At 52.4% G+C, this 13,480-nt stretch carries 13 protein-coding genes; 10 read left to right on the forward strand and 3 right to left on the reverse strand.

Going from position 1 to position 13,480, the window contains the following annotated elements; genetic code table 11:
- Positions 1–104 precede the first annotated feature (104 nt).
- The 4 genes from YWK_RS0100210 to YWK_RS0100225 all read left to right on the forward strand — a co-directional run bounded on the left by YWK_RS0100210 (position 105) and on the right by YWK_RS0100225 (position 3,969).
- On the forward strand, positions 105–1,046 hold the full coding sequence (locus tag YWK_RS0100210) for an alkaline phosphatase family protein (protein ID WP_026963180.1): 942 nt from the start codon (positions 105–107) through the stop codon (positions 1,044–1,046).
- A gap of 131 nt (positions 1,047–1,177) precedes the next feature.
- Positions 1,178–3,100 (forward strand): ABC-F family ATP-binding cassette domain-containing protein, encoded by a 1,923-nt coding sequence (locus YWK_RS0100215; protein WP_026963181.1) that lies wholly within the window; start codon positions 1,178–1,180, stop codon positions 3,098–3,100.
- 58 nt (positions 3,101–3,158) lie between these two features.
- Positions 3,159–3,695, forward strand: coding sequence for a GNAT family N-acetyltransferase (locus YWK_RS0100220; RefSeq protein ID WP_026963182.1), 537 nt, complete (start codon positions 3,159–3,161; stop codon positions 3,693–3,695).
- 58 nt (positions 3,696–3,753) lie between these two features.
- Positions 3,754–3,969 carry a YwbE family protein gene (locus YWK_RS0100225; RefSeq protein WP_026963183.1) on the forward strand — a complete coding sequence of 72 codons (216 nt, stop codon included), beginning with the start codon at positions 3,754–3,756 and terminating at the stop codon, positions 3,967–3,969.
- Between the two features lie 16 nt (positions 3,970–3,985).
- Here YWK_RS0100225 and YWK_RS0100230 read toward each other — a convergent pair whose 3' ends face one another.
- Entirely contained in the window at positions 3,986–4,414 is a 429-nt protein-coding gene (locus YWK_RS0100230; RefSeq protein WP_026963184.1) for a DUF4395 domain-containing protein, read from the reverse strand.
- Between the two features lie 264 nt (positions 4,415–4,678).
- Between YWK_RS0100230 and YWK_RS17585 the strand changes: the two genes are divergently transcribed.
- A complete protein-coding gene (locus YWK_RS17585; RefSeq protein WP_245578478.1) occupies positions 4,679–5,167 on the forward strand; it encodes an alpha/beta hydrolase in 489 nt (162 codons plus the stop codon).
- Positions 5,168–5,229: 62 nt separating this feature from the next.
- Here YWK_RS17585 and YWK_RS0100240 read toward each other — a convergent pair whose 3' ends face one another.
- Positions 5,230–5,592: a VOC family protein gene (locus YWK_RS0100240; protein WP_026963185.1), complete on the reverse strand. Its 363-nt coding sequence runs from the start codon at positions 5,590–5,592 to the stop codon at positions 5,230–5,232.
- Between the two features lie 261 nt (positions 5,593–5,853).
- Here YWK_RS0100240 and YWK_RS0100245 point away from each other — a divergent pair, with 261 nt between their 5' ends.
- The 3 genes from YWK_RS0100245 (at position 5,854) to YWK_RS17590 (ending at position 9,819) form a co-directional block, all read left to right on the forward strand.
- Positions 5,854–6,828: a DMT family transporter gene (locus YWK_RS0100245; RefSeq protein WP_026963186.1), complete on the forward strand. Its 975-nt coding sequence runs from the start codon at positions 5,854–5,856 to the stop codon at positions 6,826–6,828.
- A gap of 151 nt (positions 6,829–6,979) precedes the next feature.
- Positions 6,980–8,668 carry a M3 family oligoendopeptidase gene (locus tag YWK_RS0100250; RefSeq protein ID WP_026963187.1) on the forward strand — a complete coding sequence of 563 codons (1,689 nt, stop codon included), beginning with the start codon at positions 6,980–6,982 and terminating at the stop codon, positions 8,666–8,668.
- A gap of 221 nt (positions 8,669–8,889) precedes the next feature.
- Complete coding sequence (locus tag YWK_RS17590) at positions 8,890–9,819, forward strand: diguanylate cyclase domain-containing protein (RefSeq protein ID WP_051374817.1); 930 nt, start codon at positions 8,890–8,892, stop codon at positions 9,817–9,819.
- Between the two features lie 84 nt (positions 9,820–9,903).
- On the opposite strand, the gene YWK_RS0100260 is transcribed toward YWK_RS17590, so the two are convergent.
- Positions 9,904–10,461: a beta-class carbonic anhydrase gene (locus YWK_RS0100260; protein WP_026963188.1), complete on the reverse strand. Its 558-nt coding sequence runs from the start codon at positions 10,459–10,461 to the stop codon at positions 9,904–9,906.
- 369 nt (positions 10,462–10,830) lie between these two features.
- Between YWK_RS0100260 and YWK_RS0100265 the strand changes: the two genes are divergently transcribed.
- Positions 10,831–12,417 (forward strand): APC family permease, encoded by a 1,587-nt coding sequence (locus tag YWK_RS0100265; RefSeq protein ID WP_026963189.1) that lies wholly within the window; start codon positions 10,831–10,833, stop codon positions 12,415–12,417.
- 208 nt (positions 12,418–12,625) lie between these two features.
- Positions 12,626–13,480: a DMT family transporter gene (locus YWK_RS0100270; RefSeq protein ID WP_026963190.1), complete on the forward strand. Its 855-nt coding sequence runs from the start codon at positions 12,626–12,628 to the stop codon at positions 13,478–13,480.

The following is a 13,480-nucleotide window of genomic DNA, read 5'->3' on the forward strand; positions in this document are numbered from 1 at the left end:
GGCGACTTACAAAACTCTCGCGTAGAAACGCGGCCTTGGTGATACAGTAGGACTATGGATTGTATTCTGGAAACTTTTGACGTGAGGTGGATGGATTGTCCAAGGTGTCAAGCCGCTTAGAAGGTGCGCGCGTTCGTCTTCCGGTGATCTTAACCGTGGCGGCGATTCTGATGTGGGGGTGTGGTACGCCTCGCCAAGCGCCGTCCGTGCAATCCACTGTGCATACCACAAACGGTGTCACGCAAACGACTCCACCCGGTGCTGACCTGCCGAGACCGGATCACATCGTGATTGTGGTGGAAGAGAATCACTCTCGCTCGGAGATCATTGGAAATCCAGATGCGCCGTACATTAATGCGCTGCGCAATGAGGGAGCGTATTTTTCAAACTCACATGCAATAGAACACCCCAGTCAGCCGAATTACCTCGACTTGTTTTCTGGCAGCAACCAGGGGGTAACGAGTGACGCTTGTCCGCGACGCCTGTCCGCACCCAATCTGGCCAGTGAACTGCGGGACGCGCACCTGACGTTTGCCGGATACGCGGAAGATTTGCCGTCGGTCGGATACACTGGCTGCAACAACGGCCACGTATTTTCGTTGGGTGCCACCTATGTCCGGAAGCACTGCCCCTGGGTGACCTTCACCAACGTCCCGCCCAGCGCCAACCTCCCGTTCTCGCAATTTCCCACAGATTTCACGCGCTTGCCGACGGTGTCGTTCGTGATTCCCAACCTGAACCACGATATGCACAACGGCACCGTCAAGTCCGCGGATATCTGGTTGAAGAACAACATTCAGCCATATGTGGACTGGGCGAAAACGCACAACAGTCTGCTCATTCTCACGTGGGATGAGGATGATCAGTCAGAGCAGAACACGATTCCCACTATCTTCGTCGGTCCCATGGTGAAGCCTGGCACGTACAGCGGGTATATCAATCACTTCAATGTCCTCCGCACCGTCGAGGACATGTATGGCTTGCCACATCTAGGCGAGAGTGCGCATGTGTCACCGATTCCCGATGTGTGGCAAAAAAACGCTTGAGATGTCTGCTGTACTGACTGAGCGAACGTTGGAATAAATGGTCGACTCACCACAGGCCATGTCCCTCTATTTTCTCATCGCGTTTCGCTGAAGTATGATGGATGCAACAAATCATGTTGGGCATGGTGACAATGAACATCTTATCAGCAGAAAACGTGTCGAAAAGTTATGGGGATAAAGTCTTGTTGGACTGCGTATCATTTGGCATAGACGACCAAGATAAAATTGGTCTAATTGGCGTCAATGGGACTGGCAAGTCCACCCTTTTGAAAATGGTCGCTGGCGTCGAGCACCCCGAGTCCGGCACGGTCATTCTAGGAAGTCGGGTGACCGTTCACTACCTGCCTCAAGAGCCTGTGTTTGATCCGACATCCACGGTGTTGGACCAGGTGTTTCACGGCGAGGCTCCGGTCATGAAGCTGCTCCGAGAGTACCAACACACCTTGGACGCGTTGACCCAATCGCCGGAGGATAGGGGTCTACAAACGAAATTACTTCGGCTCCAATCCCAGTTGGATGAACTGGATGCTTGGCAATTGGAACACGAGGCCAAGGTCATTTTGACGAAACTCGGCATCACCGATTTTCATGCGGTGGTGGGGACGCTGTCGGGAGGTCAAAGGAAGCGCATCGCGTTGGCGAGCGCTTTGATCCAGCCGGCGGATTTGTTGGTGTTGGATGAGCCAACCAACCACATTGACAACGAAAGTGTGCAGTGGTTGGAAACGTACTTGCAAAAGCGCAAAGGTGCCCTATTGATGGTTACGCACGATCGCTACTTCCTCGACCGCGTGGTCAATCGGATATTCGAACTGGATAAGGGCAAGTTGTACCGCTACCCAGGCAACTACCAGGTGTTTCTGGAAGCGAAACTGGAACGCGAGGCCCAGCAAAGAGCTTCGGAGGAGAAACGACAGAATTTCCTCCGCAATGAACTCGAGTGGGTACGACGCGGCCCCAAGGCCAGGGGTACGAAGCAGAAAGCACGCACGGAACGCTTCTACGAAGTCTTGGAGCAAACACCGGACACCGGTCCGGAAACACTGGAGTTTGCCGCGGCAAGTTCTCGGTTGGGGCGAACCGTGATTGAACTGGACCACGTTTCCAAAGCGTATGCAGGGAAGTCGGTGATCCCGGATTTCAGCTACATTGTGATGCGCAATGACCGAATCGGCATTGTGGGACCCAACGGGAGTGGGAAGACCACCCTGATGAAAATGATGGCGGGCCGGTTGACGCCAGACAGCGGAGTTATCACGATTGGATCCACCGTGAAAATCGGCTACTTTTCACAGGAGCACGACGAGATGAACGGGCAGCAGCGGGTCATCGACTATATTCGCGACGAGGTGGAATACGTGGTGACTGAAGATGGCCACACCATCTCGGCCGCGCAAATGTTGGAGCGGTTCCTGTTTCCAGGCCCTTTGCAGTGGACACCGATTGCGAAGTTGTCTGGCGGGGAAAAGCGCCGATTAGCACTGCTCAAAACGCTGATGGCTGCGCCCAACGTCCTGTTGCTCGATGAACCGACCAACGACCTGGACATTCCTACGCTCTCCGTGCTTGAATCGTATCTCGACGAGTTTCCGGGTGCAGTGATTGTGGTTTCGCACGACAGATACTTTTTGGACCGCGTCGCAGAGAAAGTGTTTGCGTTTGAGGGCGGGGGACAGGTATCCACGTACTTCGGGAACTTCTCAGACTATCTCGCGCATCATCCAGAGGAGGAGTCGGAGGCGCCTTCCGAGAAGTATACTGAAAAGACTGAAAAGCGGAGTCGCCGTTCGTCGAAGCCCACCATTCGGAAGTTCACTTTCAAAGAGCAAAAAGAATACGATGAGATTGAGGATAGGATTGCAGAGGTAGAGCAATCTCTGAGCGTTGTAACGCAGCAAATGGACGAGGCCGGTGGCGATTACGGTCGATTGCAGGCGTTGTACGAAGAGCAACAGGCATTGGAGGAGCGGTTGAACGAATTGTTGGACAGGTGGACGTACCTAAACGAAATCGCCGAAGAAATGGAACATAGCCGCAAATCCGGGCGTGGCTGATACGTGAATAATTCCTTCCTCCGCTCCCCATGCTATGTGCGACAAAGGAGGAGCGACTGTGCATTGGTATGACAGGCTGGCAGAGTATTTCCCTGAACACGAGCTGAAGGAAAAAGGACAACTGCAGGATTTGCTGGTTCACCATGATGCGTATAAGAAATTCGAGACCGAGGATTTCCTCGTGGCATATGCGGAGTTTCCAACGTTCATTTTCATTGATTACCTCATCGTGAACCCGAACACCAGAGGTCGTGGCGTCGGCAGCAAGGTAATCAATCATTTTAAGCAAATGGGGAAGACCATCATCCTCGAAGTGGAGCCACCAGACACAGACGATGCAGACACGGTAAAGCGCATCCGTTTCTACGAAAAAAACGGTTTCCGCAGAGCGGAGCACATTGAATACACGCGGTCTGACGAGGACGGTACGCCGTTCACCATGGACGTGTACTACTGGTCGCCGAACGAAGTGTCCGAACGGACGATTCTGGAGCAAATGTCCACTGTGTGTCGGGAAATTCACAACTTCCGGTCGCTTAAATACTACGGGCGTATTGTAGCTGATCCGGACGATGTGCTAACCTGGGTTCATTAGCGTGAGGGAAGGGGCATCTCCTGACCCGCACGGATGACCAAGGGAGTTACGTGGAACCATGGCGAAAAACGGACAGCAACGTAAAGATATTTACCCCGGGCTTGAGGTCGACATCGTTTTGAAAAAAGATCAGCCGACAGGGAAGACCACCCGGGGCATTGTCAAGGACATCCTCACAAAGTCTCCGACACATCCCCATGGCATCAAAGTGCGCCTGCAGGATGGCCAGATTGGTAGGGTTCAAACGATTGTTGGGTCGTCTTCCGAATCATAGAAACTCCGGCCTCTGGTCAGGAGTGTCTTTGTGTGCGGCGGTAGCGGTATTGCGTCCATTGGTAGCGAATGAAACATCCGATGCAGAAGCCGAGGATGGCGATAAACGCAGCCAAGGCAACCATGGCGGTAAATAAATATGCTACAATCAGCCAGTGCATGAGATAGCCAATTAGGCCGAGCGCAAGACAGGCGACGGCGATGATTTGATTGAACTGTTGTTGGTCGCGGTCTTCCGGAACGTATTCCGACAGCGGTTTCCGCAGGAACACCCTGGCCAAGCGCATGATGGGGTTCAAGCCAACCACAATGCCCATGATCCCCGCGATGAATGGAATCAGCAGAATCCAATACGCGCCAGTGACCCATGTAACGAGAACGGACAAGACAATCACCCATTGATTGGTACGCACCAAGGGACGAGGAATTGTTGAGCTTCTTTGCATCGTTTAATCCCGCCTTTTTATATCGGTATATAAGTATATTACGCGTCTGGAGGGGGAATGGGAAGCATAAGGAGCCGATGTGTTCTAATTAGAGTTGTCCAAAGAACCTTTGGCGTGCTGTACAGTCCATCGCGGCTTGTGTAACGTAGGTAGGAGGCGGATCGTCCAATACAATGACGACGTTCGCAGACGCCTGTGCGTAGGAGCCAGACGGCTGCGTCTGGGAGTGTGCTTTGTGAAAAAGATCCGAGTCCTCATCACCACATGCCTTGCCCTCGTTCTAACAAAGGCTATGACACACATCAGAAATATCCTGTGTTGTGCCTCTTTCATGGCAAAGATGGAAACGCAGATTCGTGGATGGACGGGTCACAAGGAAGTGGTGCGGTGGGTGTAAATGCCATGGCGACAGCACTCATTGCAGAGGGGAAGATCCGCCCGCTGATGATTGTTTCTCCAGAAATCGATAACGGATATGGCATCAACACATCCTTGACCACTCAGTCGGTAAGTGGATACAGCCGGGGCATGTACGAGGATTACGTCATGAAGGACCTGATTCCATATGTGGATCACCACTACAGCACCATCGCCAACAAGTCCGGACGGTACGTGGGTGGACTGTCAATGGGCGGTTTTGCTGCACTGCACGACAGTTTCCTTCATCCGGATGTGTTTTCGAAAGTCGGTGTGATGAGCGCGCACGCAGCCGACCTGCTATTGTTCTTCGACGGCACGTCTGGCACGTCATGAGCAGATGGAGTTTCGGGATAAGGTAACAGGGGAGCCCCCCTATCCCGAATCGCAATTCCGTGTCAGCCCTTCAACAGAAACTCGTTTCCATCGATGTCTTCAAACGTTGCGTAGGTGCCCCATGACATGGCTTTCGGTGAATCATTGAATTTCACGCCGTTTGCAACCATCTGTTCATATGTTCCTTGAATGTCATGGCACTCAAAGACGATGGATGGCTTTCTTTCCTGCCAATCTGGCATCATCGCCTTCGGATATATCACGAGTCGAGACTGCGCGCCTGGAGGTGCCACTTCAATCCAATTGGCATTCGGTCCCATCGGGTGGTTTGCCACCACTTCAAAACCGACCTTTTGTGTCCAGAACTCGAGCGCCTTTTGTTGGTCCTCGACATATACGGCGACGGTTGCAATGGATTGAATCACGAATCCTTCACCCCTGCCTTATTTTTCAGCGATTTGCAAAATAACGACGAACCACGCTAAAGGAAATTTGCAAATCGCTCATTTTCACGACAACTAGTATACCCTAGCATCGGACAGAGTTTCTCGCCTTTGCCTTACTCATCGGTCTGTTTGTCGGAAGTTTAAAACCTCATTGAGCTCGAAAAGGTCAGTATACACTCCTATCACAGTGACATATTGTGCGAGTATGATGGATCTGACTGATCCGCGGGGAGGTGTATCATGAAGCCCATCGTACTCGGCGTTCTGTCATCCTTCTTTTTTGCGTTCACCTTTGTCCTGAATCGCATGATGAGTGTTCACGGAGGGAGCTGGCTGTGGAGCGCTTCCCTGCGCTACCTGTTTATGCTTCCGTTTTTGTTGGCCATTGTGGCGATGAGAGGGAATCTCTGGTCGTTGTTCGCCCAAATGCGCGAACGTCCGTGGGCATGGCTTTTGTGGAGCACGGTCGGGTTTGGGTTGTTCTATGGTCCTCTGTGCATGGCAGCTTTGTACAGCCCCGCCTGGTTGGTGGCAGCCACTTGGCAATGTACCATTGTTGCCGGGTCGCTGCTCGTTCCCTTGTTCCATGAACATCTGGAGACTCGGACGGGCGTCGTCAAAGTCCGTAAACGGATTCCCTTGAAAGGGCTGGCGGTGTCGTCCATTATTCTCGTCGGCATCGTCCTCGTCGAAGTGCAGCAGGCTGGTGAAGTGCCGTGGCGCGACCTGCTTCTCGGAGGCGTGCCGGTTCTTGTCGCGGCCTTCGCGTATCCTCTTGGCAATCGTAAAATGATGGAGTTATGTAGTGGCCGTGTAGACACGGTGCAACGTGTGCTGGGCATGACACTGGCAAGTTTGCCACTGTGGCTGATTCTCGGGCTGTACGCGCTATTCCGAGTCGGGCCCTCGGGCATCGGCCAGACGACACAATCCCTCGTGGTTGCAGTATTTTCCGGCGTGATTGCGACCATCCTGTTCTTTTACGCGACCGACCTCACGAAAGGCAACGTTCATCAATTGGCCGCAGTAGAAGCGACGCAATCGGGCGAAGTTGTTTTCGCGCTGATGGGTGAACTGCTGTTATTGCCAGGCACGGCCGTGTCGGGCGTGGCCTTGGCAGGCATCGGCATTATCATTATTGGCATCGTGTTACATAGTTTTTCCTCAGTAAGACCGACGAAACATGAATCCACATCCGTTACCTCTCAGGGGTAGTAGCTAGCAGATCTCTGTGCACGAATCAATGTTTCGCGAATTCCATTGATTTCCGGGTCTATGCACGGTTACGATAGACTCGAAAACGACAGAAAAGCCGTATGATTATGCAAGTGTAGTTTGCTCATGTGAACATTGAAGGAGGCCCAACATGTCCACCATCTCAACCTCGTACTACCAACGCGGGATAGACGTCACCGATGCTGCTTCGGTAGAGGCAGAGCTGCAGTCTTTGCTGAAAACCCCGATTCATTCTGTCGGGGACCTGGAACAGTGGCTGAAGGCAGAGCTTGACCTCGGCAATCGGCTCGGTGAAGTCCTCATGGGGCATACCATAGACTTTTATCGGGACACCGAGAATGAAGAGAAGAAAGCGACGTATCTACACGACCAATCGGTTATCCAGCCTCTGTTGATGAAATACCAGGCGGAGATTGACCGGAAGTTTTGCGAAAGCCCGTTCATGAAGGAACTTGATGACCAGAAGTACGGTATGATGAAAAAGGTGCGCGCCACCAGCTTGGCGTTGTTCCGCGATGAAAACGTGCCACTTCAGGTCCGTGAACAGGAATTGGACACGGAATACAACGCCATCATGGGCGGCTTGTTGGTGGACCTGGATGGGGAACGGAAGCCGTTACCCGTCGTCCAAGCACTGTTGGACAGCCCTGACAGAGCGGTGCGTGAAAAGGCGTGGAAGGGCATTGCAGCGGCGTATGCGTCTGTGAAACCCGAATGCGATCGCATCATGAACGAACTGGTGCGTGTGAGACACCAGATGGCACACAATGCCGGATTCGAAAACTACCGCGACTACGTATTTCGGGAGAAGAACCGAGAGTACACACTGGATGATTGCCGCCGCTTCCACGCTGCAGTGGAGAAGTACGTCGTGCCAGTCTGGGACGAGGTTGCGGAAGATCTTCGCAAAACGTTGGGCGTAGACGTATATCGCCCGTGGGATCAGACCTCGTGCACCATACCCGCTGCTCCTTTCCAGGAAGTTGACGAGCTCATGGCTGGGGTTGAGACGATTCTGCGCAAGACAGACGAAGAATTTGGAGACATCTTCGCACAGATGCGAGACAACGGATTACTGGACCTTGAGGGACGCAAAGGAAAAGCACCTGGCGGATTCAATGCTTCGCTCATGCTATCCCGGACCAGCTTTGTCTTCGCGAACTTCAGTCCGTCGTATTTTGCGGTGATTGCCTTAATTCACGAGATGGGCCACGCCATCAATGCGTGTTATCAACTCCGCAAAGAACCTCAATGGTTCCATCATCGATCCGAAATTGCTGAATTGTTTTCGCACAGCATGGAACTGCTGTGTCTCGATAAGTTGAACGAATTCTATCGAGATCCACAGCAGTACCGAGCGGCCGTGGGCGAACGCATACGCCGCAGCCTCAACATGCTGATGGGTCCGCTCGCAGGTGACTTGTTTCAGCACTGGATGTACGAGAATCCAGAACATACTGCAGAGGAACGAGATGCAGCGTATGCTGCCATCATGAAGCGCTATTCTGCGCATCCGACCGACTGGTCTGGCTTTGAGAAGAATCTAGGGGCGCAATGGGTCGGATCGCTACATTACTTTGGCTATCCGTTCTACAACATCGAATACTCCATGGCGGAACTCGGCGCCCTTCAGTTGCTGCAGCAGTACCAGGGAGATCCGGCCAAGGCCGTGGCGAACTACAAGCGCGGGGCGGCTGCGGACTACAACCAGTCCATCGCGGACGTGTACGCGGAGACCGGCGTGAAATTCGACTTCTCCGACGAAGCCATCCGAAACACAGCGGAGTTCATTCGTCACTTTTGGACATCGCTCGCATGAGTGATGTGAATTTGGTTTGGTTGACGTAAATGAGACGGGGCTATCCCTCAGTGCGTTAGGCACTTTTGGGAAGCCCCGTATTACATGTTGCTCACCATGCGCAGTATTCGTCTTTTCTGAAGTCATATTATATACTTTCGGAGTGAACACAATGGCAATGGTGCTTTCCTCCTGATGGAGGGCAATCTAGTGGTGTATCCTCACCAAGGAGACTCCGAGTTGTGTTGAATCTGGACGGGTTTATACAACAAAACTACAGCACGTTAATGGCGGTGTTCAACAACATACCGGATTTGCTGTTTTTGATGTCGGTGGGGGATGATGGCAAGTTTCGCTACGTGTTGTTCAATCCAGCTGCCATGAAAGCAGCAAAGCTCACAGCGGACGTCTACGGTCGGACGATAGATGATTCCGTCAGCCCGGAACGCGCGCAGCTTTTGAATGCGTACTACCGCGAAGCCGCAAGCACAAAGAAAGTGGTTACATTTGTGGAGGACCTGGACGGAAGCTACGGAGAAACGGTTCTCTCTCCGATTCTCGACGAACGTGGTAACTGTACCCACGTTCTGGCCATCACTCGAGACATCACGGTGCATGAGATGTATCAACGGCAGCTGACGCATCTCGCGTATCACGATCCGCTCACAGGCCTTCCCAACCGACGCCATCTGTTTGAGAGCCTGAAGACGTTGGAAGCGGGGGCAAAGGAACGAGGCCGGATCCTTACTGTGATGTTCATGGACTGTGACACATTTAAGTCGATTAACGATGTGTACGGACATGGTCTCGGAGACGAGTTTCTTGTGGCTCTGTCGAAGAGATTGAAAAATGGTCTACGTCAAGCGGACATTCTTTGTCGGCTCGGTGGGGATGAGTTTGTGGCCGTCGCGGCAGTGGACCATGTTCGGCATGCCACAAGCATCGGACAACGGGTATTACAGAGTATGAGTAGACCGTGGACCTTTGGGACAACGACGTTTCGTGCCTCTATTAGCATTGGTATTGCCTTCTACCCAACAGATGGGCCAGATTTGGAACGGGTCATTCAAAAGGCGGACCAAGCCCTTCAGGCTGCCAAACAAACCGGTGGAAATCGATACGTCGTCTACCAACAATTGCGCGAGGGACAGGGACAAGTCGTCGAACTGTAAATTGTGTTTTTGCGAAATGGCTCCCAGCATTCGTCAAAGCGATACGGGGAGCCATTGGCTTCGGTGATGTGCAAAATCGCTCGCTTAGTACCCTCGTACGACAACCTCGAGCTGGCCGGTGTCCGGGTGAATAATCATTCCGTGGACCGGAGTGCTTGGTGGGAGTAGAGGGTGCTTCTGAATCACGTCCACACTTTGTCGCACGCTGTTTGTCACGTCGTGAAATCCCTGCAACCAGGTATGTATGTCAATACCTCCATTTTGCAGAACGCGGATGGTCTCTTCACTGATTCCTCTTTGCTTCATGGTGCTCAACGTGGTTGAAGGATTGATGCGGTTCATACCACACCCGTGATGGCCAACCACAAAGACTTCCTCCGCTTGAAGTTCGTACAGTGCAACGAGGATGCTCCGCATGACGTCTCCAAATGGGTCGGTGACCATCGCTCCAGCGCTTTTGACCACAATGGCATCGCCGTTTTTCACGTTCATCGCTTTTGGCAGCAATTCTACCAAGCGCGTGTCCATGCAGGCCACAATGACCATGCGTTTGCTGGGAAGCCCCGACGTGCGGTACGGCTCGTATTGCTTCGTGCGAACAAATTCTCCGCTATACTCCAAAATCTCGTCAAGTAGAGACACGGGCATCCCTCCATGAAATATCTGTCGCTATTGTACCGCCTTATGAGCAGTGGGTAAAACGCGATGGGACGTAAACTACGCTACGTCAGTGGCGTACATCCGGTCACGAACGTGGAAACCGAATGTGCCAGTGGATCCTGCGAAATCTGGCCGTATTCTCACTGTACCTATTCAAGTCATCCTTTGAGGTTTCGCCATCAACGAGCTACACTTTACGAAACTGAATATCGTTTTGCGCGGAATCCCGAAAGGGAACCACGTCACAAATCTATTGGTTGAATATACTGTTTATTCTATTGATTCTGTCCGTATCTTTGAATATGGACCTCATCGCTGTCCATCCTGTTTACCGATGAAAGGGGAGTTTGCATGGCCAATCAAGGCACGTTCAAGAGAAAACTGAACCTGGTAGATATGACGTTTATTGGAGTGGGGTCCATCGTCGGATCCGGGTGGTTATTCGCTTCGCTGTTGGCCTCACAAGTGGCAGGGCCCGCAGCTTGGATATCCTGGGTGATTGGTGCGGTGGCCTCGTACATACTGGGTATGGTCTTTGCTGAGCTCGGAGCAGCGCTTCCGAGGGCCGGTGGTCTGGTTCGTTATCCGGCCTACTCCCATGGACCGCTCACAGGGTATCTAGTCAGTTTTATGGCGTTCGTCGCGTACTCTTGCGTGGCCGGACTGGAGGCGGAAGGCATGCGCACTTACGCCAGCGCCTGGTGGCCGGCATTAGGTACACAAAATCCCACAGTGCTCGGCTGGTTTGTGCAGGCGGCCACGCTTGTCCTATTCTTTTTGCTAAACTACTGGAGCGTCAACATCTTTGGTAAGTCCAATACCGTGATTACCCTCGTGAAATTTGTGGTACCGACACTTGCCATTGTCGTCTTTCTCACACAGTTCAAACCCGCCAATTTCTCACTGCATGGGTTTGCACCTTTTGGATTGAACGGAATTGAAGCGGCTGTGTCCACAACAGGCATCATTTTCGCGTTTCAAGGTTTTCAACAACCCGTGCTGTTTGCCTCCGAAGCAAAGAAGCCGTCACGTACGGTTCCACTGTCCATTTTGTTCTCGCTCCTGGTAACGATGGTCATCTACGTATTGCTGCAAGTGAGTTTTGTCGGCGCGTTGCCCGCAAGCCTGCTTCATCACGGCTGGGGCGGTGTGAAACTAGACTCACCGTTTGCCAATCTCGCCACCTTGCTGGGTCTTGGCTGGTTAGCCAGCGTCATCCTGACGGATGCCGTATTGTCTCCAAGCGGTACAGCGAACATCTACCTGTCCGCCACGGCACGGTTGATATTCGGCTGGTCCAAAAACGGAACCTTCTTTCGCGTTTTTACGAAATTGGACTCAAAAACAGGTGTTCCAAGGGCTGCACTGTGGTTTTCCTTGATACTGGCTATCTTTTGGACCCTGCCCTTCCCGTCTTGGGATAAGCTCGTTGCAGTTGCATCGTCTTCCGGCGTACTGTGCTTTGTCATGGGGCCGGTGGCTGCCGCCGCATTGCGACGGTCTGCGCCTCATTTGGAGAGACCCTTCCGATTGCGTGGGATGTCTGTCGTCGCTCCGATTGCCTTTGTGATTGCCTCCCTCATTGTGTATTGGACAGGGTGGCAGACCGATTCTTGGCTCATCGGTTCTCTGCTTGTGATGTTTATCCTCTACTGCGTGTTCCACAAGAAAGCGCCGGATGTAGGCGTATCTTTCTCAGAGCAAATCAAAACAACCGGGTGGCTGATTCTCTATTCCATTGCCATGATTGTTCTCTCTTATGTTGGAACATTTGGCGGCGGTAAAGCCATTGTGCCTGCTCCGTGGGACCAGGTGATTGTGGCTGTCGTATCCCTTGTCACCTATTATTGGGGAGTCAAGAGCGCATTGCGGACGCCGATTCTGGACACGGAGCCGTCCGAAGTTCCCGACGCGAGCGTGTCACCTCAAGTCGGGTAGTCACTGTATCATCATGTCAAATGACATTGAAAGATGTCAGTGTTCGCTGCCATCCCCTTGACACAGCGTTGGACCAAGTCCAACCCTGTCTGAGGGGATGATTTATTGGGAACGGAAACAGGACGCCTAGGCGTAGCGGTCACTGTATCCGTATTCATATGAAGATGCCCACAATGGATACACCTTACGAAAGGAATTGTCAAACAATATGAAGCGCGGACTTGGACTCCTCATCCTTGCCACGATTCTTTGGGGCGGCAACTATATTTGCGGACGCTTTTTGGGTCCGGCGTTACCGGCTACTCTACTGAATACCGTTCGGTGGGCAATTTCTGCTGTACTCCTTGTTGGAATTCTTGCTCTGAATCAAAAAAGCTTACCGATTTTTAATAAATGGAAGGAATTTGCGGTCCTTGGGTTCTTGGGTATATTTTCATTTTCGACGTTAACTTATTTAGGATTAAGAAACATCAGCGCCTCGCAAGCCGGAATGATTTCTGCGGGCATTCCTATCGCCATCCTGATGGTCACGCCCCTTGTCCTGAAAGAGCACATCAAAGCGAAGGCTTGGATAGGCGCTGTCGTGTCCATCATGGGTGTCATCCTGTTATTTCAGGGCAAACATTCGACCGCTGCTCATGGTTCAGTGCTTGGAGATGTCGAAATCGTTTTGTCGTGTTTGGCGTGGGGGCTATATACGGTCCTTGGCAAGCGGTACGGAAAACAGATGGATCCACTGACGATGACTGCTGGCGCAGCTGTCTACGGTACGGTTTTCAGCGCCATGAGCTGCATTGGAACAGTATCACCAAGAATGATTCACATGACCACGATTGCGTGGGCTTGCGTAATCTACGTTAGTACGTTTGCATCCGTCGGTGCTTACTTGGCATGGAACGCTGGTGTCAAGATTGTCGGCGCTGGTCGTGCAGCACCCTACATCAACTTGCTCCCTGTGTGGACCGTCGTATTTGGTGTTCTCATGCTTCACGAACAAATTTATTGGATGTCACTGGTGGGAGGGGCTGTTACCATCATCGGCGCCGTTGTGGCAAGCCTGTAA

The organism is Alicyclobacillus pomorum DSM 14955 (assembly GCF_000472905.1).
Classification (GTDB): Bacteria; Bacillota; Bacilli; order Alicyclobacillales; family Alicyclobacillaceae; genus Alicyclobacillus_A; species Alicyclobacillus_A pomorum.

Coding starts and splice junctions, on each gene's coding strand:
- YWK_RS0100215 (WP_026963181.1), top strand. CDS start 1,178: ATGAACATCTTATCAGCAGAAAACGTGTCGAAAAGTTATGGGGATAAA.
- YWK_RS0100225 (WP_026963183.1), top strand. CDS start 3,754: ATGGCGAAAAACGGACAGCAACGTAAAGATATTTACCCCGGGCTTGAG.
- YWK_RS0100230 (WP_026963184.1), bottom strand. CDS start 4,414: ATGCAAAGAAGCTCAACAATTCCTCGTCCCTTGGTGCGTACCAATCAA.
- YWK_RS17585 (WP_245578478.1), top strand. CDS start 4,679: ATGCCTTGCCCTCGTTCTAACAAAGGCTATGACACACATCAGAAATAT.
- YWK_RS0100245 (WP_026963186.1), top strand. CDS start 5,854: ATGAAGCCCATCGTACTCGGCGTTCTGTCATCCTTCTTTTTTGCGTTC.
- YWK_RS0100250 (WP_026963187.1), top strand. CDS start 6,980: ATGTCCACCATCTCAACCTCGTACTACCAACGCGGGATAGACGTCACC.
- YWK_RS0100265 (WP_026963189.1), top strand. CDS start 10,831: ATGGCCAATCAAGGCACGTTCAAGAGAAAACTGAACCTGGTAGATATG.
- YWK_RS0100270 (WP_026963190.1), top strand. CDS start 12,626: ATGAAGCGCGGACTTGGACTCCTCATCCTTGCCACGATTCTTTGGGGC.